This window comes from Streptomyces sp. NPDC053426 (genome assembly GCF_055585405.1).
Window position 1 is genome coordinate 111,882 of sequence record NZ_JBVJKE010000013.1, and the last position, 25,549, is coordinate 137,430.

The 25,549-nt window shown below is 71.3% G+C and carries 26 protein-coding genes and 7 tRNA genes; 23 read left to right on the plus strand and 10 right to left on the minus strand.

Annotated features, from left to right (window positions below; all coding sequences use genetic code 11):
• Positions 1-819, plus strand: coding sequence for a TrmH family RNA methyltransferase (locus tag ACZ62B_RS25775; RefSeq protein WP_344560589.1), 819 nt, complete (start codon positions 1-3; stop codon positions 817-819).
• 99 nt (positions 820-918) lie between these two features.
• On the opposite strand, the gene ACZ62B_RS25780 is transcribed toward ACZ62B_RS25775, so the two are convergent.
• A complete protein-coding gene (locus tag ACZ62B_RS25780) occupies positions 919-2,205 on the minus strand; it encodes a serine/threonine-protein kinase (protein ID WP_382051467.1) in 1,287 nt (428 codons plus the stop codon).
• Between the two features lie 195 nt (positions 2,206-2,400).
• Between ACZ62B_RS25780 and ACZ62B_RS25785 the strand changes: the two genes are divergently transcribed.
• The 4 genes from ACZ62B_RS25785 (at position 2,401) to ACZ62B_RS25800 (ending at position 4,972) form a co-directional block, all read left to right on the plus strand.
• Complete coding sequence (locus ACZ62B_RS25785) at positions 2,401-2,676, plus strand: hypothetical protein (RefSeq protein ID WP_085575811.1); 276 nt, start codon at positions 2,401-2,403, stop codon at positions 2,674-2,676.
• A gap of 197 nt (positions 2,677-2,873) precedes the next feature.
• A complete protein-coding gene (locus ACZ62B_RS25790) occupies positions 2,874-3,053 on the plus strand; it encodes a hypothetical protein (RefSeq protein WP_030867596.1) in 180 nt (59 codons plus the stop codon).
• Between the two features lie 612 nt (positions 3,054-3,665).
• Complete coding sequence (locus tag ACZ62B_RS25795) at positions 3,666-4,592, plus strand: phosphotransferase family protein (RefSeq protein ID WP_469692234.1); 927 nt, start codon at positions 3,666-3,668, stop codon at positions 4,590-4,592.
• Positions 4,593-4,693: 101 nt separating this feature from the next.
• Positions 4,694-4,972 carry a TFIIB-type zinc ribbon-containing protein gene (locus ACZ62B_RS25800; RefSeq protein WP_073933736.1) on the plus strand — a complete coding sequence of 93 codons (279 nt, stop codon included), beginning with the start codon at positions 4,694-4,696 and terminating at the stop codon, positions 4,970-4,972.
• Positions 4,973-5,022: 50 nt separating this feature from the next.
• Here ACZ62B_RS25800 and ACZ62B_RS25805 read toward each other — a convergent pair.
• From ACZ62B_RS25805 to ACZ62B_RS25825, 5 genes are all read right to left on the minus strand, one after another.
• A tRNA-Val gene (locus ACZ62B_RS25805) sits at positions 5,023-5,094 on the minus strand.
• A 43-nt stretch (positions 5,095-5,137) separates the two neighbouring features.
• Positions 5,138-5,209, minus strand: a tRNA-Val gene (locus ACZ62B_RS25810).
• Between the two features lie 35 nt (positions 5,210-5,244).
• Positions 5,245-5,316 (minus strand) — tRNA-Val (locus ACZ62B_RS25815).
• Between the two features lies 1 nt (position 5,317).
• A tRNA-Cys gene (locus ACZ62B_RS25820) sits at positions 5,318-5,391 on the minus strand.
• 37 nt (positions 5,392-5,428) lie between these two features.
• Positions 5,429-5,501 (minus strand) — tRNA-Gly (locus ACZ62B_RS25825).
• Positions 5,502-5,655: 154 nt separating this feature from the next.
• On the opposite strand from ACZ62B_RS25825, the gene ACZ62B_RS25830 reads away from it, so the two are divergent.
• The 3 genes from ACZ62B_RS25830 to ACZ62B_RS25840 are packed head-to-tail and all read left to right on the plus strand — an operon-like array spanning position 5,656 to position 8,403.
• Positions 5,656-6,708 (plus strand): chorismate-binding protein, encoded by a 1,053-nt coding sequence (locus ACZ62B_RS25830; protein ID WP_468720406.1) that lies wholly within the window; start codon positions 5,656-5,658, stop codon positions 6,706-6,708.
• Entirely contained in the window at positions 6,705-7,526 is an 822-nt protein-coding gene (locus ACZ62B_RS25835; protein WP_469692236.1) for an aminotransferase class IV, read from the plus strand. Before ACZ62B_RS25830 ends, ACZ62B_RS25835 begins: the two co-directional genes overlap by 4 nt.
• A 52-nt stretch (positions 7,527-7,578) precedes the next feature.
• Positions 7,579-8,403, plus strand: a complete 825-nt coding sequence (locus ACZ62B_RS25840; protein WP_344560594.1) for a GNAT family N-acetyltransferase — start codon at positions 7,579-7,581, stop codon at positions 8,401-8,403.
• Between the two features lie 133 nt (positions 8,404-8,536).
• Here ACZ62B_RS25840 and ACZ62B_RS25845 read toward each other — a convergent pair whose 3' ends face one another.
• Positions 8,537-9,061: a DsbA family protein gene (locus ACZ62B_RS25845; protein WP_344560595.1), complete on the minus strand. Its 525-nt coding sequence runs from the start codon at positions 9,059-9,061 to the stop codon at positions 8,537-8,539.
• 371 nt (positions 9,062-9,432) lie between these two features.
• On the opposite strand from ACZ62B_RS25845, the gene ACZ62B_RS25850 reads away from it, so the two are divergent.
• Both ACZ62B_RS25850 and ACZ62B_RS25855 read left to right on the plus strand, forming a co-directional pair.
• On the plus strand, positions 9,433-9,870 hold the full coding sequence (locus ACZ62B_RS25850; RefSeq protein WP_344560723.1) for a hypothetical protein: 438 nt from the start codon (positions 9,433-9,435) through the stop codon (positions 9,868-9,870).
• 171 nt (positions 9,871-10,041) lie between these two features.
• Positions 10,042-10,194 carry a hypothetical protein gene (locus ACZ62B_RS25855; RefSeq protein WP_344560596.1) on the plus strand — a complete coding sequence of 51 codons (153 nt, stop codon included), beginning with the start codon at positions 10,042-10,044 and terminating at the stop codon, positions 10,192-10,194.
• A gap of 76 nt (positions 10,195-10,270) precedes the next feature.
• Here ACZ62B_RS25855 and ACZ62B_RS25860 read toward each other — a convergent pair whose 3' ends face one another.
• Positions 10,271-10,831: a CGNR zinc finger domain-containing protein gene (locus tag ACZ62B_RS25860; protein ID WP_073933740.1), complete on the minus strand. Its 561-nt coding sequence runs from the start codon at positions 10,829-10,831 to the stop codon at positions 10,271-10,273.
• A gap of 310 nt (positions 10,832-11,141) precedes the next feature.
• Positions 11,142-11,555: an SsgA family sporulation/cell division regulator gene (locus ACZ62B_RS25865; protein ID WP_004002642.1), complete on the minus strand. Its 414-nt coding sequence runs from the start codon at positions 11,553-11,555 to the stop codon at positions 11,142-11,144.
• A 191-nt stretch (positions 11,556-11,746) separates the two neighbouring features.
• On the opposite strand from ACZ62B_RS25865, the gene ACZ62B_RS25870 reads away from it, so the two are divergent.
• The 9 genes from ACZ62B_RS25870 (at position 11,747) to ACZ62B_RS25910 (ending at position 19,932) form a co-directional block, all read left to right on the plus strand.
• On the plus strand, positions 11,747-12,205 hold the full coding sequence (locus tag ACZ62B_RS25870) for a TIGR02611 family protein (protein ID WP_468720412.1): 459 nt from the start codon (positions 11,747-11,749) through the stop codon (positions 12,203-12,205).
• Positions 12,206-12,284: 79 nt separating this feature from the next.
• Positions 12,285-12,356: transfer RNA gene (locus ACZ62B_RS25875), tRNA-Val, on the plus strand.
• A 400-nt stretch (positions 12,357-12,756) separates the two neighbouring features.
• On the plus strand, positions 12,757-14,046 hold the full coding sequence (locus ACZ62B_RS25880; protein WP_344560598.1) for an ABC transporter substrate-binding protein: 1,290 nt from the start codon (positions 12,757-12,759) through the stop codon (positions 14,044-14,046).
• Between the two features lie 14 nt (positions 14,047-14,060).
• On the plus strand, positions 14,061-15,017 hold the full coding sequence (locus ACZ62B_RS25885; protein ID WP_468720416.1) for a carbohydrate ABC transporter permease: 957 nt from the start codon (positions 14,061-14,063) through the stop codon (positions 15,015-15,017).
• Positions 15,014-15,889, plus strand: a complete 876-nt coding sequence (locus ACZ62B_RS25890; protein WP_468883685.1) for a carbohydrate ABC transporter permease — start codon at positions 15,014-15,016, stop codon at positions 15,887-15,889. The genes ACZ62B_RS25885 and ACZ62B_RS25890 overlap by 4 nt, the downstream gene beginning before the upstream one ends.
• A 10-nt stretch (positions 15,890-15,899) precedes the next feature.
• Positions 15,900-16,499 (plus strand): hypothetical protein, encoded by a 600-nt coding sequence (locus ACZ62B_RS25895; protein ID WP_344560601.1) that lies wholly within the window; start codon positions 15,900-15,902, stop codon positions 16,497-16,499.
• Positions 16,500-16,599: 100 nt separating this feature from the next.
• On the plus strand, positions 16,600-19,335 hold the full coding sequence (locus tag ACZ62B_RS25900; protein ID WP_468720422.1) for an exo-rhamnogalacturonan lyase family protein: 2,736 nt from the start codon (positions 16,600-16,602) through the stop codon (positions 19,333-19,335).
• 36 nt (positions 19,336-19,371) lie between these two features.
• Positions 19,372-19,821, plus strand: coding sequence for an SRPBCC family protein (locus ACZ62B_RS25905; RefSeq protein ID WP_344560603.1), 450 nt, complete (start codon positions 19,372-19,374; stop codon positions 19,819-19,821).
• A gap of 39 nt (positions 19,822-19,860) precedes the next feature.
• Positions 19,861-19,932 (plus strand) — tRNA-Val (locus tag ACZ62B_RS25910).
• A 75-nt stretch (positions 19,933-20,007) separates the two neighbouring features.
• On the opposite strand, the gene ACZ62B_RS25915 is transcribed toward ACZ62B_RS25910, so the two are convergent.
• On the minus strand, positions 20,008-20,733 hold the full coding sequence (locus ACZ62B_RS25915; RefSeq protein ID WP_073933748.1) for a 3'-5' exonuclease: 726 nt from the start codon (positions 20,731-20,733) through the stop codon (positions 20,008-20,010).
• Positions 20,734-20,901: 168 nt separating this feature from the next.
• On the opposite strand from ACZ62B_RS25915, the gene ACZ62B_RS25920 reads away from it, so the two are divergent.
• From ACZ62B_RS25920 to ACZ62B_RS25935, 4 genes are all read left to right on the plus strand, one after another.
• On the plus strand, positions 20,902-21,468 hold the full coding sequence (locus ACZ62B_RS25920; RefSeq protein ID WP_344560605.1) for a DUF4365 domain-containing protein: 567 nt from the start codon (positions 20,902-20,904) through the stop codon (positions 21,466-21,468).
• Entirely contained in the window at positions 21,465-22,700 is a 1,236-nt protein-coding gene (locus ACZ62B_RS25925) for a hypothetical protein (protein WP_344560606.1), read from the plus strand. Before ACZ62B_RS25920 ends, ACZ62B_RS25925 begins: the two co-directional genes overlap by 4 nt.
• A 174-nt stretch (positions 22,701-22,874) precedes the next feature.
• The gene (gene thrS, locus ACZ62B_RS25930; protein ID WP_469692240.1) at positions 22,875-24,851 is read left to right on the plus strand and encodes a threonine--tRNA ligase; all 1,977 of its coding nucleotides are present in this window, start codon (positions 22,875-22,877) and stop codon (positions 24,849-24,851) included.
• 88 nt (positions 24,852-24,939) lie between these two features.
• The gene (locus ACZ62B_RS25935) at positions 24,940-25,485 is read left to right on the plus strand and encodes an HIT family protein (RefSeq protein ID WP_344560608.1); all 546 of its coding nucleotides are present in this window, start codon (positions 24,940-24,942) and stop codon (positions 25,483-25,485) included.
• Positions 25,486-25,549 lie beyond the last annotated feature (64 nt).

The window sequence follows — 25,549 nt, forward strand, 5'->3', positions numbered from 1 at the left end:
ATGGCCGAACCCATCACCGTCGACGACCCCGCCGACCCGCGGCTGCACGACTACACCGGCCTGACCGACGTCGAACTGCGCCGCCGCCGCGAACCCGCCGAGGGCCTGTTCATCGCCGAGGGCGAGAAGGTCATCAGGCGCGCCGGGGAAGCGGGCTACGCCATGCGGTCGATGCTGCTGTCCGCGAAGTGGGTCGACGCCATGCGCGACGTCATCGACCGGGCCACCGCCCCGGTGTACGTCGTCGAGCCCGCGCTCGCCGAACAGGTCACCGGCTACCACGTGCACCGCGGCGCGCTCGCCTCCATGCAGCGCGCACCGCTGCCGTCGGCGCCGGAGGTGCTGCGGACCGCCCGCCGTGTCGTCGTCATGGAGTCGGTCAACGACCACACCAACATCGGCGCGATCTTCCGCTCCGCGGCGGCCCTCGGCATGGACGCCGTCCTGCTCTCCCCGGACTGCGCCGACCCCCTCTACCGCCGCAGCGTCAAGGTCTCCATGGGCGCGGTCTTCTCCGTGCCGTACGCCCGTCTGGACACCTGGCCCAAGGGGCTGGAGGCGGTGCGCGAGGCCGGGTTCGAGCTGCTCGCCCTCACCCCCGGCGAGAAGGCCCGGACCCTGGACGAGGTGGCGCCGCACCGGATGGACCGGGTGGCCCTGATGCTGGGCGCGGAAGGGGCCGGCCTCTCCGACCGGGCCCTGGCCGCCGCTGACCAATGGGTCCGCATCCCGATGTCGCACGGCGTCGACTCCCTCAACGTGGGAGCCGCCGCGGCGGTCGCCTTCTACGCGGTGGCCACGGGGCGCCCGCGGGAGTAGCGGGCCGGGCCGCTGCTGCTGCCGGGTCCCTGCCCGGATCCCCGGCAGCCCTTGTGCCGAGCCCTGCCGGGAGGACCTGGCCCTCCCGGCACCGAGTCCTTACCCGGGGCCCTGGCAGCCCTGCACCAGCGCGATGCCCAGCGCCACCACCAGCGTCACGACGACGAACACGAACAGCCGCTGCCTGAGCAGCCGGGGATTGGCCGGACGCAGGCCGGTGCCCGTCGTCCGGGGCCCCGGACGACGGGCACCGGTGCCGGTACCGGACCGGGTGGTGTTCCGGGAGGCCGGCGTGGGGCGCGGTCCCTTGCGGGACGGAGCGCCTGCGCGCGGGGAACTGTCGCGTGCGCCGCCGTTCCGGGAAGGGGGGACGCTCCGGTTGTTCCGTCCGGGAGAAGAACCGCTGTTCTTGGGCGCGGGGCCGCGTCCGCGCGGCGGCGGGGTCCCCTGACCGCCCTGCCGGCGCTGCGCCCGCTCCGGGTAGGTGTCCGCGAGGCGCCCGGTGGGCCGCTCCGTCTCGGCACTGCGCGGGGCCGGCGGACGCACGTCGGCGAGGCCCTGGGCCTCCCGCGCGGCGATCTCCTTGAGCCGCAGCGACAGCTGGAGCGTGCTGGGCCGCTCCTCGGGGTCCTTCGCCAGACACGCGCGGACGAGGGGGGCCAAGGCGTCCGGGACGCCGTGCAGCTGGGCCTCCTCGTGCACCACGCGGTACAGCATGACCTCGGAGCTGCCGTGCCCGAAGGGCGAGTCGCCCATCGACGCGTACGCGAGCGTGGCGCCCAGCGAGAACACGTCCGTGGCCGGGGTGACGGCCGCGCCGCGCACCTGCTCCGGGGCGAGGAAGCCGGGCGAGCCGACCGCCGTGCCGACGTGGGTGAGCGTCGACGCGCCGGTCGCCCACGCGATGCCGAAGTCGATGATCCGCGGTCCCTTCGGGGACAGCAGGATGTTGGACGGCTTGAGGTCCCGGTGCACCACACCGGCCTCGTGCACGGCGACCAGCCCCTCGGAGAGGGCCGCGCCGACGGCGGCGACGTCGGCCGCGCCGAGCGCCCCCTCGTCGGCGACCTTGTCGTGCAGCGAGGGTCCCGGCACGTACTGGGTGGCGAACCAGGGACGGTCGGCGTCGAGGTCCGCGGCCACCAGCCGGGCCGTGCAGCCGCCGCGGATGCGGCGGGCCGCCGAGACCTCGCGCGCGAACCGGGAGCGGAACTCCTGGTCCTCGGCCAGGTCGGGCCGGATGACCTTCAGCGCGACCCGCTGCCCCTTCTTGTCGGAGCCCAGGTAGACCACGCCCATTCCGCCCGCGCCGAGTCGTCGGTGGAGCCTGAAAGAGCCGACGACGCGCGGGTCCTCGCGCCTCAGGCGCATCATCGCCATGTTCATCCCCGCTGCCCGGTCCTGTGACGTGCCACAGCTTACGTTTCCACGGCCGCCCGTGCGCAGAGGCCGCGCCCTCTCGGAGCGGTGGATTGTCAGTGGTGGGTGGGAGACTTGAAGAGTGGTCAGGGAGCGCGCGGGCAAACCCGGTTCGCGCGGCTGGTGCTTCCAACCACCCGACGGCGAAGGGGGATTGATCGTATGAAGGGTGACCGCGTGGAGATCGTCGTGGACGCGGGGGACACGACGCGCACGTACGAGGTGGTGGCGAGCAGGGCGGGGCGCCGGGTGGAGACGGCGGTGCGGCGGGGGGTCGTCGAAGTGAGCGAAGTCACCCGGAGCGGCACGGTCGTGCGGACCGCCCGATTCATGGCGAACCGGGTGCTCGCGCTGGTGGAGCAGCCGGTGCCGCGGGAGGACGGCTCGGAGAAAGCGGGGCAGAGCGGGCGGCCCTTCGGGGATGTCCCTGAGGCGTAGGACCCCGTCTCCACCCAGGGGAGTACACCGTGGGGAAGGGCTCATCCTCCGGGAGGCCCGGCAATCGGTACGAGGGCATGACGTCGGGGGAGGGCGTGGCGCCTAGATTTGAGGTCAAGCGGCGGGTGCAGCACTCGTCCCCCGAGGTCAGACGCCCGCCGCTGCCAACGACAACAGAAACGGCCAGGAGAGGGACCATGGCGTACACGGCACCGCGGACACTGATCCGCACGCGGGAACGCGGCGAGGGGCGTCGCCATCCGCTGGTGGCGACGCTGATGGCCCTTCCTCTGGCGGTCCTGCTCCTCCTCGTCTTCGACGGGTGGGAGACAGTGGCCACACAGGCGTCGTCCGTGGGCGAGATGCTGGGGCGCTGAACAGCGACCCCAGGCCCGGAAGAGCGGTCCGGGCGGGGACATCCACCCATGAAACCCCGTGGGGACGGGGGTGCGGCGGACGGCAAAATGCCGGCGCAGCTGGGGAGCTGCGCCGGCATTGCTTTGCCTGCGGTGTGCCTCCGGCGGTCGGGTGGGATGCGGATGCCTGCGGCGCCGCTTTCGGTTCGGTGGGGGCTGGGGTAGCGCCCATGGTGGGTGGGTGGGTCGGGGCCGCGTCGGGGGTGTCCGTCCTCGGACTGGCGCGACTGCGTTCCTTGGTGGGGGTGCGGGGTGCGGACGCGCCAGCCGCTGCGGGCGGCCACCCCCGCCCCGCCCCCTCCCCGCCGTAGGCGGCGTAACCGCGGGCAATCGTGCCGCTGGGGCGGCACGGGTGGGCGCGACGGCACCCCGCAAGCGCCGGGCCGCGCGGACACCCCCCGGCCCACACCGACACGGGGCACCCCGTAACGCCCCGGGCCGCGCACACCTGGCCCACCCCAACGCCAGGGCACCCCACCTGGCCCCGGGCCGCGCACACCCCGGCCCACCCCAACGCCAGGGCACCCGCAAGCGCAGGGCCACGCCCCGGCAACCGCCCCGTACCCTCACCCCGTGACCACGGACCTCCTCCCCGCCCTGACAGCCCACGTCACGGCGACGGCCCACGCAAACCCCCGCACCTGCCACTGCGCCACCGCCACCCTCGCCGCCCGCGAAGACGCCACCGTCGTACGCCACGCCGGCACCGTCGCCAAGGCCCACGCCCCCGACGCCGACCCCGCCGAGCTGGCCCTCCGTCTCACCGTGGCCACCCGGCTTCCCGGCATCCTCCTCCCCCCGCTCACCCCCACACCCACCGAACTGCACGGACGACTCGTCACCCACTGGCCGTACGGCACTCCCGTGGACCCGGACGACCCGGACGCCGCCCCCTGGGAAGCCGCGGCCACCCTCCTCGCCCTGCTCCACCGGACCCCCGCCCCCACCGCCGTGCCCCCCATGCGAGGCCCCGCCAAGGCCGCCCACGCCGTCGCCCTCCTCCGCACCGCCGCCCCCCGCCACCCCGCCACCGCCCCCGTACTGCACGCCTGGGCCACCCTCCCGCCCTGGGCCCGCGGCGAGGCCCCCATGCCGGACACCACCACCCTCTGCCACGGCGACCTCCACCTCGGCCAGCTCATACGCCACCCCGCGCACAACGGCCCCTGGCTGCTCATCGACGTCGACGACCTCGGCACCGGCGTACCGGAGTGGGACCTGGCCCGCCCGGCGGCCTGGTACGCCTGCGGACTGCTCGCCCCCGACGAGTGGCACCGCTTCCTGACCGCCTACCGCACGGCCGGCGGCCCGGCCGTACCGCCCGACGGCGACCCCTGGCCCGCGCTGGACGTCCCGGCCCGCGCCCTCACGGCCCAGACCGCCGCCCGCGCCGTGACCAAGGCCGTCGCGGCCGGCCGGCCCCTGGACGAGGTGGAGCAGTCACTGGTCGACGCCTGTGCGCGCATGGGCCCGGTCCGCCCTTCCGGCCCGTCGAGTTGAGCCGAAGTTTCCCGAAGTAGGGTGCAACCGACCCGCAACCGGACAGAGTCTGTCCTGGCGATACGCGAAGCAGGAACGACCGGCTAGGAGTTGAACCGATCATGCAGTGTCCGAAGTGCCGTGCCCCGATGCACACCTACAACCGCAACGGTGTCCAGATCGAGCAGTGCAGCGGGTGCCGGGGCATCTTCCTCGACTACGGCGAGCTGGAGTCGCTGACCCGGCTGGAGTCCCAGTGGTCGCAGCCCGCGCCGCCGGCCCCGCCCGCCGCCCCGCAGGCCTACCCCGCCGCGCCGGCCCCCGCCTGGGGCGCCCCGCACGGCGGCCACCACGGTCACCACCGCCACAAGAGCTTCGGGCACATGCTCTTCTCCAGCTGACGGAGACACGACGAAGCCCCCGGTCGGAGGACCGGGGGCTTCGGGTGGTGTGGACGATACTGGGATTGAACCAGTGACCTCTTCCGTGTCAGGGAAGCGCTCTCCCGCTGAGCTAATCGTCCTCGGGACCACGATCACTCCATGGAGCGGATCATGGGCACTGCGTGCGCGATACTGGGATTGAACCAGTGACCTCTTCCGTGTCAGGGAAGCGCTCTCCCGCTGAGCTAATCGCGCGGGGGATCCGAAGATCCAGGATCCGGGGATCCGAGTGGACGATACTGGGATTGAACCAGTGACCTCTTCCGTGTCAGGGAAGCGCTCTCCCGCTGAGCTAATCGTCCTTGGAGGTGGAGACGGGATTTGAACCCGTGTAGACGGCTTTGCAGGCCGTTGCCTCGCCTCTCGGCCACTCCACCAGGAGTGTAGGGGACCGGGAAGCCCCCTCTTCCTTCGAGCGGACGACGAGGCTCGAACTCGCGACCTCAACCTTGGCAAGGTTGCGCTCTACCAACTGAGCTACGTCCGCCTGTCGTTTCGGTCGGCTTGCGCTTCCCGGCGACGAACTGAACTCTAGCGGATTCCGGGGCCAGTACAAAAACCCGTTTGTGCAGCGTGCTGCGCTGCGCCCGCTCACGGACGTACCCGGGCCACCGGAACCGCGCCCGCCATAGACTCGTCGCGTGCTGGACCTGACACCTCTCGCCCGCTTCGGCGACCGCGTCGCCACCGGACTCCTCGACGTCACCGACGACCCCGCCGCCCTGGATTCCACGGGGTTCTGGGCCGTCGCCGCCGACTTCGAGGGCCGCCTGACCTGCGCCCGCTTCCGGGAGGTCCGGGAGCAGCGGGTCCCCGCCCCCGTACCGGGGGCCTGGCGGGGGCCGGCGGCCGGCGACTGGACGTCCTCGCTCGACCGGGGCGCGTACACGACGGCCGTACGCCGTATCCGCGACCACATAGCCGCCGGCGAGGTCTACCAGGCGAACCTCTGCCGCGTCCTGTCGGCGCCCGCGCCGTCCGGCGCCGACGTGGACGCCCTCACCGCCCTGCTCGCCCGGGGCAACCCGGCCCCGTACGCCGGAACGATTCGTCTGCCCGGCCACGGGGTGGAGATCGCCACCGCGTCGCCGGAGCTGTTCCTGCGGCGGGAGGGCCGGGCCGTCGTCTCCGGGCCGATCAAGGGCACCGGGCGCACCGAGGACGACCTGCTGGAGAAGGACTACGCCGAGAACGTGATGATCGTCGACCTGGTCCGCAACGACATCGGACAGGTCTGCGACACCGGCACGGTGACCGTGCCCGACCTGTGCGCCGTCGAGAAGCACCCGGGTCTCGTCCACCTCGTGTCGACCGTGCGGGGCGAGCTGAGGGACGGCGCGGGATGGCCCGAGCTGCTCGGTGCCGCCTTCCCGCCCGGCTCCGTCACCGGCGCGCCCAAGTCCAGCGCGCTGCGGATCATCGACGCGCTGGAGACGGCGCCCCGCGGACCGTACTGCGGCGGCGTCGGCTGGGTCGACGCCGACCGCGGCACCGGCGTGCTCGCCGTGGGCATACGCACCTTCTGGATCGACCGGACCGCGGGCGGCGACGCCGTCCTGCGGTTCGGCACCGGCGCCGGTATCACCTGGGGCTCCGACCCCGAGGGGGAGTGGCGGGAGACCGAACTGAAGGCCTCCCGGCTGCTCGCGGTAGCGTCGGGAACGTACGAGGTGAGTGAAGGGACCCAAAGGTGAAGATCTGGCTCGACGGCGGGCTGCAGGACACCGAGTCCGCCCGTGTCTCCGTCTTCGACCACGGACTGACCGTGGGCGACGGCATCTTCGAGACGGTGAAGGCCGTGGACGGCCGGCCGTTCGCGCTCACCCGGCATCTCGACCGGCTGACCCGGTCGGCCCGCGGGCTCGGGCTGCCCGACCCCGACCTCGACGAGGTCCGCCGCGCCTGCGCCGCCGTCCTGGAGGCCAACCCGATGCCGCTCGGCCGGCTGCGCCTCACCTACACCGGCGGTCACGGCCCGCTCGGCTCCGACCGCGGCGAGCACGGCCCGACCCTCGTGGTCGCCCTCGGGGAGACCACCCGCCGCCCCGACTCCACCGCCGTCGTCACCGTCCCCTGGACCCGCAACGAACGCGGCGCGCTCACCGGCCTGAAGACCACCTCGTACGCCGAGAACGTCGTCGCCCTCGCCCGCGCCCGTGAGCGGGGCGCGTCCGAGGCGCTGTTCGGCAACACCGTCGGACAGCTCTGCGAGGGCACCGGGTCGAACGTCTTCGTCGTCCTCGACGGCGAGCTCCACACCCCGCCGCTCGCCTCCGGCTGCCTCGCCGGCATCACCCGCGCCCTCGCCGTCGAGTGGACCGGTGCCAGGGAGACCGAGCTGCCGCTGGACGTGCTGGAGCGGGCCGAGGAAATCTTCCTCACCTCCACCCTGCGCGACGTCCAGGCCGTGCACCGCGTCGACGACCGTGAACTGCCCGGCGCCCCCGGCCCGGTGACCGCCAAGGCCATGCGGATCTTCGACGAGCGCTCCGGGGCCGACCTCGATCCGTGACGGACCCGAAATTCGGCTGATCCGGGGCGCGGCACCGGGTAGAACACCCTTGATGACCACCACCCTGCGGCCGGCCGAGCCGCTTCAGCAGAACTCCGACGGCACGCGTTCGCGCCGCTACCGGGTGTGCGTGAACAGCCGTCCCGTCGGGACGGTCCATCTCGGCACGCATCCCGTCTTCGGCGATGCCGTCGCCCGGATCGCGAGCCTGCACGTCGAGGAGCCGGACCGCCGGCGCGGCCGGGGCACGGTGGCCGCGCTCGCCGCGGAGGAGGTGGCGCGCGGCTGGGGGTGCCGCCGTATCGAGGCGACGGTCCCCGCCGACGCCCGGGCCGCCCTCGGGCTCGCCACCGCGCTCGGCTACGTCGTGCGCAACCGGACCATGGAGAAGGCCCTCGCGGAGATTCCGCCCGCGCTTCCGGAGGGCAGCGTGGCCCGGCCCATGACCGAGGACGAGTTCGGGCCCTGGTCGGCCAAGGGCCAGGAGGACTACGCGGGGGACTGGATCCGGCGCGGGGTGCCGGAGGCCGAGGCGCGGGCGAAGGCGGCGAACGACCACGCCGCGCTGCTGCCCGACGGCCACGCCACCGAGGACATGCTCTTCAGCGTCCTCGAACACGAGGGCACGCCCGTGGGCACCCTGTGGCTGTCGGTGCGCGGGGAACGGGCCTACGTCTTCGACGTCGAGGCCGACGCCGCCCACCGCGGCCGGGGGCACGGACGCGCGCTCATGCTGCTCGCCGAGGCCCAGGCGGCCGCCGCGGGCAACCGGACCATCGGCCTCAACGTGTTCGCCGGCAACACCCCGGCCGAGCGGCTCTACGACTCGCTCGGCTACGGCACCACGCAGTACACGATGTACAAGCCGCTCCTGTGACGGTGGGCGGCATCCCCGGGGGCGGGGAGTGCCGCTCGGATCTTCCCGGGGGAGGGGCCCGGCACGCACTTCCCCGGAGGGGGCCGGTCCCTAGCCCCCTCGGGGCGGCTACGGCCCGGCCCGAACGGCGCCCCTAGCCCTCCTGCCCGGCCAGCAGCCGGTCCGCGATCTCCTCGACGCGCTCACGCAGACCCTCCTGGCTCTTGCCGCCGTCCAGGCGCTCACCGCCGATGACGTACGTCGGGGTGCCCGTCACCCCGATCGCCTTGCCCTCGGCCTGGTCCGCGTCCACGATCAGGATGTGCCGTCCGTCGATCAGCGCGGTGTCGAACTCATCGGCGTCCAGGCCGAGTTCCCGGGCGATCTCGACGAGGAAGTCCTCTCCTCGGCGGTCCAGCTCCTCGACCCGTCCCAGCACGGCCTCGACGTACGGCCATCCCCGCCCCTGCTCCAGCGCCTCCTCGGCGGCCTGGGCGGCGGCGAAGGAGTGCTTGTGCTTCTCCAGCGGGAAGTGCCGCAGCCGCAGCTCCAGGCGGTCGCCGTAGCGGGCCCGCAGGGCACGGAGGTCGTCGAGGGCGCTTCGGCAGTCCGGACACTGCAGCTCGCACCAGACGTCGAGGACGGGGGCGGCGGGGCGGGCGGGGGAGGAGTCACTCATGGTCACAGTCTCCCAGCCGGCCCCCGGACCACCCAATCGGACGTCCGAAGAGCCGTCCTTCGTCCGTCCGGTGCGTCTCTCCAGCCCGTTCGGCGGCCGCGTCCCAGCCCGTCCGGCGTTTGAGGACGAGGTCCGTTCAGGGCCGAAGCGGGGGTCCGGGGGCAGCAGCCCCTGGCGGGGGAGCGCCGACGCCGGGTGCCAGGAACACGCCGGTCACCGCACCCCCGGTCATACCGGTGCTCGCACCTACGGAGGATCACCGACCCGGAGATGTCCCTGATGTCCGGCCGGGGCATGGCCCGGCCGGGCCCCACAGGTGCAGGATGGAAGGGACGAAGCGCCACAGCGAGCCCACCTGCCTGGAGGACCGGATGATTGCCGAGACCGTCTGTTCCGCCGTCTCCGCGGCAGGCCTGGGCATCGCGGCGGTCACGGCCTACCGCAAACGCTTCCTCGCGGCCGCCCGCATCGCCGCCTACTCGCTCGTGCCCCTCGGCCTGGTGATGGCGGGTGTCGTCGACTGGCTGGCCGACACCGCCTTCAGCCCGACGGCCTGGGCCGGCTTCGGGGTGCTCGGCCTGTCCTGGGCGCTGTTCGCGACCACCCGCACCGTGGAGCGCCGACGCGGCGGCACCCGTAAGGAGCGCAAGGCCGCGCGGGCCGCGGCACAGCCCGAGGCGGTGGCACCCGAGGCCTCCGCGCCCTCCCTGGGGCGGGGATCCCGCCCGGCGGCCCGTCCCGCTCCCGCCTCCCGCGGCGAGGACGACTTCAGCGACATCGAGGCCATCCTCAAGAAGCACGGCATATGACCGTGGCGCGCCACAGGCGAACGCGCGCGACCGGCAGAAACGTCACAGTGGGTCCGCGAGCGCCCGGAAGTGATCACAACCCGAACCGTAGATCGCGGAATCGGCGATCAACACTCACTCCATGAGTGTTGATCGCGTCGGGCGCTCCCGATGCGTCATCATCGCCGCGAGATGCTGGACACGACACAGAGCGATGCCGCGCAGCAGCAGGACGAGCCGCGCGGATGCCTCTTCGCCCTTTCCCAGCCACCGCTGATGATCTTCCTGGCGGTGATCGGGTGTCTGCTGCTCATGGCCGCCCTGCACGACCTGCTGTGGCTGTGAGCCGTACCCGCGGTACCCGGCGTCACCCGTCGGGACCGCGTCGGCACGGCATCGAGCCGCTCCACCCGCGTGGGCGTCAGCCCGCCGCCTCCTTGCGCCGCGCCCGGTAGGCGGCGACGTGCAGACGGTTGCCGCAGGTGCGGCTGTCGCAGTAGCGGCGCGAACGGTTGCGGGAGAGATCGACGAAGGCGTGCCGGCAGTCCGGGGCCTCGCAGCGCCGCAGCCGCTCCTGCTCCCCGGCGACCACGAAGAACGCCAGCGCCATCCCGCAGTCGGCGGCCAGGTGGTCGGCCACGGAGGCGCCGGGCGCGAAGTAGTGCACGTGCCAGTCGTAGCCGTCGTGGTCGGTGAGCCGGGGCGTGGTGCCCGCGGCCGCGATCAGCTCGTTGATCAGCGTGGCGGCCGCGCGGGCGTCCGGAGCGGCGAAGACCGCCGCGAACCGGCCGCGGATCTTGCGCACCGCGGCCAGGTCGAACTCCGTGAGCACCCCGACCTCGCTGACCTCGTGCTGCCGTACGAACTCCTCGAGAGCCGCGACGTCGGGCAGCCCCTCCGGTGTCGTGTCGTCCTCCGGCGCGGAGTTCACCAGGTCCACCACGGTGTCGAGCGCGCACCGGGTGTCGTGGGTGATCAGCACAGTTCGCTCCCTGGCCTGGGGGTCGGGCGGGCGCCCGCCGATGCTGGCCGATGGTAGTGGCTCCGGCGCGCCCCGTACCTCCCCGCTCCGCACGTGGCTTCGAATGCAACGCGCGGAGACCGGCCGTCGTTCCCGATCACCCGTTCGGCCGGCACCGGCCCGGCGTGCGCACAGCACGACGGCGCCGCCCGCGGAACCCCGCGGTGTCGGCGCCGTCGTGCGTGAGCCGTGTCCGGCTGCCCGTATGCGGCTGTCCGGGCCCGAGCCGTCTCCCCGAGTCGACGGCGCCGGGCGGCTTCGCGAGCCTCGCCTAGCTTTCCGCCAGGATGTGCGAGAGCTCCTGGTCGAGATCGAAGTGCCGGTGTTCCGTGCCGGGCGGCACGGCGGCGTCGGTGCGCTTCAGGAAGGACTCCAGAGCCCTTGCCGGGGCCTCGAGCAGGGCCTCCCCCTCCGGCGAGCTCAGGGCGATGCAGACGACGCCCTGACCGTGACTGCGCGACGGCCAGACACGGACGTCGCCGGTGCCCGTGGGGCGGTGAAGTCCCTCGGCCAGGAGGTCGCGGGCGAACACCCACTCGACGGTTTCCTCGGCTCCGGTGTGGAAGGTGGCGTGCACGGCGTAGGGGTCGGCCGTGTCGTACCGCAGGCCTGCGGGGACAGGCAGGGAGGACTCGCTCGACACAACGAGGCGCAGGTGCAGCTCGCAGCTGACCGTGGTGTTCATAAGCGCCAGGGCCTTTCGCTCAGTGTGCGCTCGGGGATTCGCACGTCGGCCAAATCGACATGCCACCTACGGTGCCGTTGTAAACCCCTCTGAGTGTTTTGCGTGGGATTAGGTAACTCTTCCGGCCGAGAGATCGTTCGCGCCCTGCGGCCATTCCGGTGATGTGTTCGGCTCGGGTAGTGTTTGGATGTATGAACACGGGGAGTAACAAGTCTGGCGAGGCCGCGGTGGCGGCCCACGGGGTGACGGTGGACGAGAGCGAGAACCGGGACGAGCGAGCGCTCGGATCGCGCGCACCGGAGTTCGTCAAGGCGCGCCGGGCGCTGCACTTCAGCTGGCAGGTCGGCGTCTTCGTGGTCGGCCTCGCGGTCGTGGCGGCCGGCGCCGCGATGCTGGTCCTGCCGGGACCGGGCTGGGTCGTGATCTTCGGCGGCATGGCGATCTGGGCGACCGAGTTCGTCTGGGCCCAGCTGGTGCTGCGCTGGACCAAGCGCAAGGTCACCGAGGCGGCCCAGCGGGCCCTGGACCCCAAGGTGCGGCGCAGGAACATCATCCTGACCTCGGTCGGCCTGGTGCTCGTGGCCGCGCTGGCCGGTGTCTACCTGTGGAAGTTCGGTCTCGTGATGCCCTGGAAGATCGAGGAGCAGTGATGCGCGGCGGGGGGCGGGCGTATCGCTCCCCGCTGGTCACGGGCACCCCCTGACATGGGGTAATGTTCTTCCTGCGTCCGGGCGATTAGCTCAGTGGGAGAGCGCTTCGTTCACACCGAAGAGGTCACTGGTTCGAACCCAGTATCGCCCACCGGATCATCAGGCGGCCCGGCTCACGAATCGTGAGCCGGGCCGCCTCGTCGTGTGCGGCCGGCACGGTGCGCCCGTGGCGGGGTGCCGCCGGATGGGATCCCTTCCGGTGTCTCCGCGGCGTTCCGCTTCCGGTCGTCTTCATCCAACCGTGACCTTCCGCCGCGCCCGTCCAGGTAGGCTCCGACATGTTCGGCCGGTCGGCCGCAGGGCTGCCACCTGCGCGTTTGTGGCCGGATTGGGCCCTGCGGGCGAAGCGGCCGCCGCCGATGCCGGGTCGCGTCGCACATGAATTCCTGTCCGAATCATTGACGTGCCCGTAGGCCCTCCGTAACTTGTGCCAGCAAGCGCTTACTTGAAACGATTCATGAGGCGGACGCGAACGTCGCGGGGAGGCTCATATGCAGCAGAGTGGGAACGTGGAGAGGCGGACGATCCTCAAAGCGGCGGGGGCCTCGCTGGCCGTCGCGGGGATCGGCGCGACGGCCACCGCCTGTGGTGGCGGCAGTGGCTCGGGAGACGGAACGGTCACGATCCGTTACGCGTGGTGGGGCGGCGAGCCGCGCACCATCGCCATCAAGAAGACGATCGCGCTCTTCGAGAAGAAGTTCCCGAAGATCAAGATCAAGCCTGAATTCACCGACTACGAAGCGTTCTGGGAGAAGTTCCAGACCCAGGCCTCCGGCGGGAATCCGCCGGACGTTTTCCAGAATGCGGTCGGCTTCCTGCGCAAGTACGACAAGCGCGGCGTTCTGCTGGACCTCAAGTCGCAGGCGGACGCCGGAAACCTGAGCCTGGAGAACTTCCGCAACGGCGTCCTGGCGAACGGTCAGGTCGACGGCAAGCAGATCGCCGTCCCCGTCGGCGCCAACACCATGTCGCTCGTCATCGACCTCAAGGCCTTCGAGAAGGCCGGCGTGGAGGCGAAGTTCGGCTGGACCTGGGACGAGTACTTCGACGCGCTGCAGACGATCCAGGACAAGCTGAAGATCGCCGGCGACACCGGCTACTTCAGCATCATGTACCTCTACGACCTCTACCTGCGCCAGAACGGCAAGGCCTTCTTCACGGACACCGACCTCGGCTTCACCGAGGACGACCTGACGCAGTGGTGGGAGGACGGCTACAAGCGCGTGCGGTCCGGGCTCGTCGCCGACCCGAAGAAGGTCGAGCAGGTCAAGCCCAAGTCCGCGCTCTCGGCGGGCCTCGCGGCGTCCGAGTTCACCTGGGACAACTTCTCCATCCGCTACGAGGGCGAGGGCGAGTCGGACTACGGGCTCGCGCCGATCCCCACCACGGACGGCAAGGAGACCGGCCAGTACCTCGGCTCGCTGATGCTGAGCGCCTTCTCCGGGACCGAGCACCCCAAGGAGGTCGCCCAGTTCATCGACTTCATGGTCCACGACCCCGAGGTCGGCAAGATCATGGGCTACGACCGCGGCATCCTCGCCACCACCGAGCAGTACGAGGCGTTCACGCCCACCGACGCCAACAACAAGGGTGTCAAGGCGTACGAGGAAGAGGTGGCCGCGGCCGGCGTCCTCGGCAAGATCACCCCGCACCCGTCCGGCGCCGACGTCATCGAGGCCGCGTTCCTGCGCATCGGCGGCGAGGTCGCCCAGGGCAAGACCAAGCCGGCCGACGCCGCCAAGGCACTGTTCGGCGAGGCCAAGGCCGCGTTCGCCGGCTGAGGGGACGTACCACCATGACGCTCGTCAAGGAAGCGCCCGCGCGCCCGGCCGGGAAGCGGCCCGCCGCCCCCGCCGCCGGGCGGCGCGGGCGGCGCCGCGAGACTCTCGCCGGCTATCTGTTCATGTCGCCGTGGATCGCGGGGTTCCTGCTGCTCACGGCGGGGCCGATGATCGCGTCGCTGTACTACGCGTTCACCAGCTACAACCTGTTCGCGCCGCCCAAGTGGATCGGCCTGGACAACTTCACGACGATGTTCCAGGACCCGCGCTGGCAGAAGTCGGTCGAGGTCACGCTCAAGTACGTCGTCGTGGCGACCCCCCTGAAACTGCTGCTCGCGCTCGGCGTCGCGCTGCTGCTCGCGCAGAAGCGGCGTGGCCAGGGCCTGTACCGGGCCGCGTTCTACATGCCCTCGCTCGTCGGCGCCAGCGTCTCCGTCGGCTTCGTGTGGCGGGCGCTGTTCTCGGACGACGCGATCGTGGACCGCGGGCAGAAGATCTTCGGTTTCGACGTGGGCGGCTGGATCGGCAACCCCGACTACGTCATCTACGCCCTGGTGGCCCTGAGCATCTGGCAGTTCGGCGCGCCCATGGTCATCTTCCTGGCCGGCCTCAAGCAGGTCCCGCAGGAGCTGTACGAGGCCGCCGAGATGGACGGTGCCGGACCGCTGCGCAGGTTCTGGAACGTCACGCTGCCGATGATCTCCCCGGTGCTGTTCTTCAACGTGCTGCTGGAGTCCATCCACGCGTTCCAGGTGTTCGGCTCCGCCTACGTCGTCTCCGACACCCGGTGCGGTCCCGCCGACGCCACGCTCGTCTACACCTGTTACCTCTACCAGAAGGGCTTCAAGGAGGCCCAGATGGGCTTCGCCTCCGCGATGGCCTGGACGCTGGTGATCGCGGTGGCGCTCGTGACGGCGGTCCTGTTCTGGTCGCAGAAGAAGTGGGTGCACTACGAGGAGGCCGCCAAGTGACCAGTGCCACCAGCCCCGCCCTGTCCACCGCGAACGAGCGGCGGCGCTTCGGATCGATCGCCTGGCACGTGGGCGCGCTCGCCGTCCTCGCGGTCGTCCTCTACCCCGTGATCTGGGTGGTCGGCGCCTCGTTCAAGCCGAGCAAGGACATCATCGCCAGCCTCGACCTGCTGCCCACCGAGCCGGTCTGGGAGAACTTCTCCGGGCTCGCCGACGGCATCTCGGGCATTCCGATCAGCAGCTTCTTCTGGAACTCGCTGCTGTACGCGGTCCTCGCCGTGGCCGGTGTCGTCCTGTCCAGCTCGCTGACCGCGTACGCCTTCGCCAAGATCCGGTTCGCCGGCCGGAACCTGCTCTTCACGCTGATGATCGGCACGCTGTTGCTGCCGTACCACGTGCTGCTCATCCCGCAGTACGTGCTCTTCCGCAACCTGGAGCTCACCGACACCCTGGTGCCGCTCGTCGCGGGCAAGTTCCTGGCCACGGAAGCCTTCTTCGTGTTCCTGATGGTGCAGTTCATGCGCGGACTGCCCAGGGAACTGGACGAGGCCGCCAAGCTCGACGGCTGCGGGCACCTGCGCACCTACTGGTCGATCGTGCTGCCGCTGAGCCGGCCCGCGATCATCACCAGCGCGATCTTCACCTTCATCAACGCCTGGAACGACTTCATGGGACCGTTGATCTACCTCAACACCCCCGAGAAGTACACCGTCTCGCTCGGCCTGATGATGTTCCGCGACCAGGAGGGCATCTCCAACTACGGCAGCATGATCGCGATGTCGCTGGTGGCGCTGGTGCCGGTCATCGCCTTCTTCATGGCCTTCCAGCGCTACCTCATCGACGGTATGGCGACCTCCGGACTGAAGGGCTGAGGCGGTCACCATGGCGCAAGCACGCGTGAAGGCCCGTACCGCGCGCAAGGAGTCCGTGTTCGGCGAGCGCTTCGGGGTCTTCGCCGAGTGCATGCTCACCGGCGTGTGGATCGCCGTGGCCTGTCTCGGGATCGTCACCTACCCCGCGGCCTTCGCCGCCGGCGCGCGGCACCTGCGGCGCCGTACCACCCACCAGGGCGGCGGCCTGCGGGAGTTCGTCACGGACTTCCGTACGGCCGTGCGCGGCGGGTGGGTCGTCGGGCTCGCCGGGTGGGCGGTGGCCGCCGCGGTCTGGGTGGACGTCCTGGCGGCGCGGGCCGGACTCCCCGGCGGGCCGCTCGTCGGGGCCGTCGGCGTCCTCGCGCTGATCGGGGCCGCCGTGGCCCTGCTGCGGGCGACCGCCCTCTGGTCACCCGGCACCACCTGGCGGGCGCTGCTCGCGGACGCCGGGCGGCACACCGTGCTCGACCCCGCCGGATCCTTCCTGGTCGTCTGCGGACTGGCCGTCGTGGCCCTGTCCGCGGGGTTCGTCCCGCCGCTGGCGGTCCCCGTCCTGGGGGCCGTCGCGGCGGCGGCCGTCGCCGTGGAGACGCGGTACCGGCACCGCTGAGAGGCGTTGCCCCTCTTTCGAGGTCGGCGCTCCGGCGCCGCACCTCTGTCTGTCATGCCCTTGACACCACCTTGCACCGCCGCAATGGAAAGGAAAGGCCATGTCCCCCATCCCCCGCAGATCCCTGTTCAAGGCGGCCGCCGTCGCCGGAGCCGCCGCCCAGTTCAGCTGGGCCCTGGGAACGCAGAACGCCTCCGCCGCGCCCCGCGCGGAAGCCGCCGACGCCGACCCGGTGACCCTCGACTGGCTGGAGGACGGCGGCCTCGGCGCGGCACCCGGCTCCACCGTCGGCGTGCCCTGGCCCAAGGGCGCCCACCAGGAGGACCAGACCTTCGCGCTGACCGACGCCGACGGGAAGTCCGTCCCCGTCCAGTCCTGGCCGCTCGCCTACTGGCCCGACGGCTCCCTCAAGTGGACTGCCCACGCCGTGAGTTCGGGCTCCGGCAAGCTCACCCTGACCACCGGGGCGCCCGCGGCACCCGAGAAGAAGGTCACCGTCGACAAGCGCGGCGGCACCATCGACGTCTCCACCGGCGTCATCACCGCCAGGATCGGCAAGTCCGGCTCCACGATCGTCAGATCGGTCCGACGCGGCTCGACCGAGATCGCCCGCGACGGCCGCCTCGTCGTCCTGCGCCAGCCCGAGTACGAGGACGGCGACCAGACCACCGTCAGGACCGAACGCTTCGACGGCGCCATCTCCGACGTCACCGTCGAACAGGAGGGCCCCGTCCGCGCGGTCGTCCGCGTCGACGGCAAGCACCGCAAGGGCCACCGCGACCTGCTGCCCTTCTCCATCCGCCTCTACTTCTACGCCGGCGCCGACTCCTTCCGCATGGTGCACACCATCACCTACGACGGACAGCAGGAGCCCGGCAAGGCGAGCGGCGACTTCATCCGCGGCCTCGGCGTCCGCTTCACCGTCCCCATGCGCGACGAGTCCTACGACCGCCACATCCGCCTCGGCGGCGAGGGCACCGGCCTGCTCCGCGAGGCCGTCAAGGGCATCACCGGACTGCGCCGCGACCCCGGAGCCGCCGTCCAGGCCGCCCAGTTCGCCGGCGAGAAGCTCCCCGACCCCGCCACCTGGGACCAGCGGGTCACCACCCGCCTCCAGTACATCCCCGAATGGGGCGACTACACCCTCTCCCAGCTCTCCGCCGACGGCTTCACCCTGCGCAAGCGCACCAAGAAGGGCCACGGCTGGATCGGCGCGGGCGGCGGCCGGCGCGCCTCCGGCTTCGGCTACGTCGGCGGCGTCACCGGCGGCCTCTCCTTCGGACTGCGCGACTTCTGGGAGAAGCACCCCGCCCAGCTCGACATCCGCGACGCCCAGACCGACGAGGCCGAGGTCACCCTCTGGCTCTGGTCACCCGAGGCCCAGCCCATGGACCTGCGCTTCTACCACGACGGCATGGGCCAGGACACCTTCCCCGAACAGCTCGAGGGCCTCAACATCACCTACGAGGACTACGAGCCCGGGTTCGGCACCCCGTACGGCATCGCCCGCACCTCCGAACTCCTCTTCTGGGCCAACGAATCCACCCCGAGCGCCGAAAAGCTCGCCGAACAGGTCGAGGCGGTCCGCGTCCTCCCGCAGCTCGCCGCCCCGCCCAGGCAGCTCATCGCCGCGGGCGTCTTCGGCAAGGGCCTGTTCGCCGAACCGGACCGCTCCACCCCCGCCAAGGCCAAGATCGAGGACCACCTCGACTTCCTCTTCACCTACTACAAGGACCAGGTGGAGCAGCGCCGCTGGTACGGCTTCTGGGACTACGGCGACATCATGCACACCTACGACACCGTCCGGCACCAGTGGCGGTACGACGTCGGCGGCTACGCCTGGGACAACTCCGAGCTCTCACCCGACCTGTGGCTCTGGTACGCCTACCTGCGCTCCGGCCGCGCCGACATCTTCCGCTTCGCCGAGGCGATGACCCGCCACACCGGCGAGGTCGACGTCTACCACATCGGCAAGTGGGCCGGCCTCGGCACCCGCCACGGCGTCCAGCACTTCGCCGACAGCGCCAAGCAGCAGCGCATCGCCAACACCACCTACCGGCGCTACTACTACTTCCTCACCGCCGACGAACGCGTCGGCGACCTCATGCACGCCAACGTCGACTCCGACGAGACCTTCCTCGCCCTCGACCCCCTGCGCAAGATCCGCACCGAGCCGTACACACCCGACCGCAACGCCCTGTCCGTCGGCTTCGGCACCGACTGGAGCGGACTGGTCTCCGCCTGGCTCACCGAGTGGGAACGCAAGGGCCCCAAGTGGGAGAAGGCCAAGGCCCGCGTCCTGTCCACCATGGAGACCATCGCCGCCCAGCCCAACGGCTTCGTCCAGGGCAGCGGCCTGTACGACCTCGACACCGGCGAGTTCGCCGTCGCCGACACCCCGAAGGTCGAGGTCTCCCACCTGTCGGCCGTCTTCGGCCTGAACGAACTCTGCGCCGAACTCATCGACCTCGTCGACATGCCGAAGTTCAACGAGGCGTACTACGACTACTGCCGCTACTTCAACGCGAGCAAGACGGAACAGGCCGCCCGCTACGGCTCCCACTTCGGCAGCCTGATCCTCTTCCAGGGCCACTCCCGCCTCGACGCCTACGCCGCCGTACGGACCGGCGACCGCAAGCTGGCCGACAGGGCCTGGCAGAAGTTCTACAACTCCGACGGCTACAAGGAGTCGGCACCCTGGAAGACCGAGAAGGTCAGCGGCCCGACGGCCCTGGTCGCCGGCAGTGAGGCCACCTGGGTGTCCACCAACGACACCGCGCTCTACGGCCTCGCCGCCATCGAGCTGCTGTCGCTGCTCGGGGACCGGATGCCGTAGACGCACACAACGGGCGCGGACGGGAACACTGCGTCCATGGACTGGAACCATCACCGCTTCCGCAGTCTGTGGACCCTGTCCGCGCCCGCCCCGGTGGTCTACCGCGTCCTGGAACGGATCGAGGACTACCCCCTGTGGTGGCCCCAGGTACGGGACGTCACCCGGCTCGACGACACCAGCGGGATCATCACGATCCGCTCCCTCCTGCCGTACGACCTCACCTCGACCGTGCGGGCCGGCCGGCGCGACCCGGAGACCGGGATCCTGGAGGCCGGCCTCTCCGGCGACATCGACGGATGGGCCCGCTGGACCGTCACCCGCCTGGGACCCCACGGCTGCCTCGCCCACTACGAGCAGGAGGTCGACGTCCGCAAACCACTGCTGCGCCTGCTCGCCGTGCCCGGACGGCCCGTCTTCCGCGCCAACCACGCGCTGATGATGCGGGCCGGCCGGCGCGGCCTGGCCGCCCACCTGGAAGCGGTTTGAAGGAACCGTCCCCGGACCTGTATTGTTCAGTGCGTTCCCGGGCGATTAGCTCAGTGGGAGAGCGCTTCGTTCACACCGAAGAGGTCACTGGTTCGAACCCAGTATCGCCCACCGGGAAAGCCGGTCCGTCCCCGACGGACCGGCTTTTTGTGTGCCCACGGGCTCTTCGCGCGCCCACGTGACGCCTCACGCCGCCGCCGACAGATCCGGACGCAGCGGCCACGCCGGGTCCACCACCTCGTCCGTGCCCGTGCGCGCGAACCACGCCTGCAGCCCCCGCGCCTGCGCCGCGTGCCACACCGCCTGCAAGGGGTGCAGCTCGGCGGGGGACAGCCGCTCCAGCCGGGACGCGAAACGCCGCCCCACCGCCCGGGTCACCTCCAGCGCCGCCGCCGCGTCCGCCGCCGCGTCGTGCGCCCCCTCCAGCTCGACCCCGTAGTGCGCGCACAGATCGGTCAGCGTGCGTCGGCCCTTGCGATAGCGGTCCAGATGCTTGTCCAGCACCCACGGGTCCAGCACCAGCAGCGGCGTCCGCTCGAACCAGCGGCCCAGCGACGACGCGCGGTGCCGGCGCAACTCCCGGTCCAGCAGCGTCAGATCGAACGGCGCGTTCATCACCACCAGCGGCCGGCCCACCCTGGCCTGCTCGGCCAGCGCCTGAGCCATCTCGTACATCACCGGCGCCGGCCAGCGGCCGTTGCGCTGCAGGTGATCGTCCGTCAGTCCGTGCACCTCCGTCGCCGCGGCCGGCACCGGCACCCCCGGATTCACCAGCCAACGGGTCACCCGCGGCCGGGCGCCCGGCGCGTCCTGCACGACGAGGGCGGCCGACACGATCCGGTCGGTCTCGACGTCCACACCCGTCGTCTCCGTGTCGAAAGCGGCCAACGGCCCTTCGTACCAGCACGCCATACCCAACAACCCCTCGTTCACCGTCGGCAGTCGACGCACCGTCCGCTGCCCGATCCGGTGATACCCGGCCTGTTTGCGCCGTACGCCGGAAGGAGACAACAGGAGTACGGGTCTTTGCAGTTCAACAACCCGCAGCGGGGAAACACTTGTTCTGGAAGGCTGTTGGTCATGGCCATCGCGCAGCCCGAACGGGGCGGGCTGCTGCCCGAGCGCACGCCACCCACTCGCGGCACTCTCGCCACCACCGCCTGCATGGAGACACTGCAGGTCGGCTATCTGCACGCCGTCGCCGCCGCCGCGGGCTGCTCACTGTCCCAGCCGTTCCCGGACAACGGCATCGACTGGCACGTCAGCCACAGCGCCGCCGGGCACGTCGTCGACGACGAGGTCACCATCAAGGTGCAGCTCAAGGCGACCTACCAGCTCCGCCCCCACCCGCCCGGCCGCTCCTTCTCCTTCACGCTGGACAACGCGCACCTGGAGAAGCTCGCCCGCACCCCGGTCTCGGTGCACAAGATCCTGGTCGTGATGATCGTGCCGCGCTCCCAGGACGACTGGCTGCGCGCCGGCCACGACCGGCTCGACCTGAGGCACTGCTGCTACTGGACCAACCTCGCCGGACACCCGGTCACCGGCCGGCGCCGCACCACCGTACGGATCCCCACCTCACGCATCTTCGACGACCGGGCGCTGTGCGAGATCATGACGCGGGTCGGGACGGGAGGAAAACCGTGACGCACCGCCCGACCGGGGAACCCTTGAGGCCCGTACGCCCGCATCCCGCCGACACCGCCCACGACGGCCGGCCGCCCGAGCCCGCCGACATCGACCCCGCCGTGCTCACCGCCCTCCTGCACCGGCACGGCTGGCAGCGCCGCGGCGGCGCCCCCGGACGCTACGGCCGCTGGACCCCGCCCGGACCCGGCACCGGCACCAGCCTGCTGGTACCGGCCGGCCGCGCCTTCCCCGACAGCGAGGACCTGCTCGCCGAGGCACTGCAGGCACTGTCCCGCAGCGCCGCCCCCTCCGCCCGCGAGATCCTGCTCGCCCTCGCCGTACCCGGCGACGAGATCCACTGGTGGCGCGACATACCGGCGGGACCCGGCGGCGCCACCGCCTGGACCGCGGAGGAACAGCTGCGCTCCGCCGCCCGCCGGACCCTCCTCGCCGCCGCACTCGCCACCCGCGCGCGAGCCGGCTTCCACGGCGCCCGGCACCGCCGCCAGGCCGCCGCCGCACTGGACACCGTCCTCGTCGGACCCGCAGCCGGCGGACGCCGGCTGACCGCGTTCGCCCCCGTCACCGCCGGCCGCTCCCTCGCCGTACGCCTCCACCACGCCCTGTACGCCACCCGCGAGGCCATCGACTACCGCCGCGCCACCGGCGGCATGGACGCCTTCGACACGGCCGTCACGGCCGGCGTCAGCCATGAGCTCACCGAGGCCCTCGTCGCCCTGGTCCGGGGCACGGAGGGCGCCCGGATCGCCGTGGCCTGGGCACCGGCGGCCGGTGTGCCCGAGGGCTGCGCCGCCGCCGCGGAACCCGTCGAGTTCTCACCCGGCGACCTGCCCGTGCTGCTCGAGGCCGGCCTGCGCTACCGGCGCGCGGAACCGTCGATGACGGTGCGGATCACTGGCACGGTGGTCCGGATGCACAGGTCGGGGCACCGCGGCGAGGGCACGGTCCGGCTGCGCGTGCTCGCCGGGGCCGAGGTCGGCCACGTCCGGATCGTGCTCGGCGAGGAGGACTACCGCGTCGCCGGACACGCCCACCTCGTCGGACTGCCGGTGCGGGTGCGCGGGCGGCTGGAGAGCCGGGGCGGCTTCCGGCGGCTCACCGACGTCGGCGAGCTGGCACCGGTGCAGGTCGACGAAGCCGAACGGGACCGGCTGATGAAGGCGCTCCAGGCGAACGCCGAGACCGCCGCCTTCTTCGGCGAGGCCTGCGGACCGGACTGCGAGGACTGACACCGGACCGTGGGGACTGACACCGGACGGCGGGAACCGGTACCGGACCGCGGGAACCGGTACCGGACCGCGGGGGACTGATTTCGCGGTCGGCGGGCCCGGGTCGGTACGATCGCACCCATGCGTGCGCTCCGGTATGGCGCCGCGACCACAGCCTTCAGTCAGGAGAGACCGGTGTCAGACGTCCGTGTGATCATCCAACGCGATTCCGAGCGGGAAGAACGCGTGGTGACGACGGGCACTACGGCCGCCGAGCTCTTCGCCGGCGAGCGCTCGGTCATCGCCGCGCGCGTGGCCGGTGAGCTCAAGGACCTCTCCTACGAGGTCGAGGACGGCGAGACCGTCGAGGGAGTGGAGATCTCCTCCGAGGACGGTCTGAACATCCTGCGCCACTCCACCGCGCACGTCATGGCCCAGGCCGTGCAGGAGCTGTTCCCCGAGGCCAAGCTGGGCATCGGCCCGCCGGTCAAGGACGGCTTCTACTACGACTTCGACGTCGAGAAGCCCTTCCACCCCGATGACCTCAAGGCCATCGAGAAGAAGATGCAGGAGATCCAGAAGCGGGGGCAGAGGTTCTCCCGCCGTGTGGTCACCGACGAGGCCGCCCGTGAGGAGCTCGCCGACGAGCCGTACAAGCTGGAGCTGATCGGCCTCAAGGGCTCCGCCTCGCACGACGACGGCGCGGACGTCGAGGTCGGCGCCGGCGAGCTGACGATCTACGACAACCTGGACGCCAAGACCGGCGAACTGTGCTGGCGGGATCTTTGCCGAGGCCCGCACCTGCCGACGACCCGGAACATCCCGGCCTTCAAGCTCATGCGCAACGCCTCGGCGTACTGGCGCGGCAGCGAGAAGAACAAGCAGCTCCAGCGCATCTACGGCACCGCCTGGCCCACCAAGGACGAGCTGAAGGCGCACCTGGAGTTCCTCGCCGAGGCCGAGAAGCGCGACCACCGCAAGCTCGGCTCCGAGCTCGACCTGTTCTCCATCCCGGAGCAGATCGGCTCCGGTCTCGCCGTCTTCCACCCCAAGGGCGGCATCATCCGCCGGGTCATGGAGGACTACTCGCGGCGCCGCCACGAGGAGGAGGGCTACGAGTTCGTCTACACCCCGCACGCGACGAAGGGGCGGCTTTTCGAGACCTCGGGCCACCTGGACTGGTACGCCGACGGCATGTACCCGCCCATGCAGCTCGACGAGGGCGTGGACTACTACCTCAAGCCCATGAACTGCCCGATGCACAACCTGATCTTCGACGCGCGCGGGCGGTCCTACCGTGAACTGCCGCTGCGCCTGTTCGAGTTCGGCACCGTGTACCGGTACGAGAAGTCGGGCGTGGTGCACGGTCTGACCCGGGCCCGTGGCTTCACCCAGGACGACGCGCACATCTACTGCACCCGCGAGCAGATGTCGGAGGAGCTCGACAAGACGCTCACCTTCGTCCTCAACCTGCTGCGCGACTACGGTCTGACCGACTTCTACCTGGAGCTGTCCACCAAGGACGAGACGAAGTTCGTCGGAACCGACGAGGCGTGGGAAGAGGCCACCGAGACGCTGCGCCAAGTCGCCGAGAAGCAGAACCTGGAGCTCGTGGCGGACCCGGGTGGCGCCGCCTTCTACGGTCCGAAGATCTCCGTCCAGGCCAAGGACGCCATCGGCCGCACCTGGCAGATGTCGACCATCCAGCTCGACTTCAACCTGCCGGAGCGCTTCGACCTGGAGTACACCGGCGCGGACGGCTCCAAGACCCGCCCGGTCATGATCCACCGCGCGCTCTTCGGCTCCATCGAGCGCTTCTTCGCGGTGCTCCTGGAGCACTACGCGGGCGCGTTCCCGGCGTGGCTGGCGCCGGTCCAGGCGGTGGGCATCCCGGTGGGTGACGCCCACGTGCAGTACCTGGAGGAGTTCGCGGGCGAGGCCCGGCGGAAGGGGCTGCGCGTCGAGGTGGATTCCTCCTCGGACCGGATGCAGAAGAAGATCCGCACGCAGCAGAAGCAGAAGGTCCCGTTCATGATCATCGTCGGTGACGAGGACATGCACGCGGGCACGGTGTCGTTCCGCTACCGCGACGGTTCGCAGGAGAACGGCATTCCGCGTGACCAGGCGCTGGCGAAGCTCGTCGATGTGGTGGAGCGCCGGATCCAGGTGTGACCTGCCCCCCGCGTGAGCGGGGTTCGGCCCCCGGGAGCGATCCCGGGGGCCTTTTCGTGGTCCTCCGGTGACGCCATATGCTGCACGCATGACGAGTGAGCCGGAGCAGCAGTTGGGAGTGGGCACGCAGGACGCGTTCCAGCGTCTGTGGACGCCCCACCGGATGGCGTACATCCAGGGCGAGAACAAGCCCAGCGGCCCGGGCGCCGACGACGGCTGCCCCTTCTGCTCCCTCCCGGCCAAGTCCGACGAGGACGGGCTGATCCTGCGGCGCGGCGAGCGGGTCTACGCGGTGCTCAACCTCTACCCGTACACGGGCGGTCATCTGATGACCGTGCCGTACCGGCATGTCGCCGACTACACGGACCTCACCGTGGAGGAGACGGCGGAGCTCGCCGAGCTGACCAAGCAGGCGATGACGGCACTGCGTACGGCGTCGGGCGCCCACGGCTTCAACATCGGCATGAACCAGGGCACGGTCGCGGGCGCGGGCATCGCCGCCCACCTCCACCAGCACGTCGTGCCCCGCTGGGGCGGCGACACGAACTTCATGCCCGTGATCGGCCACACGAAGGTCCTGCCGCAGCTCCTGGCCGACACGAGGAAGATGCTCGCGGAGGCCTGGCCGGCCTAGCTGCGGGCAGTCGTGCCTCCCCCAGTGCCTGAAGGGTCTGGGAGGTGCCCCCAGCGGCACGGGT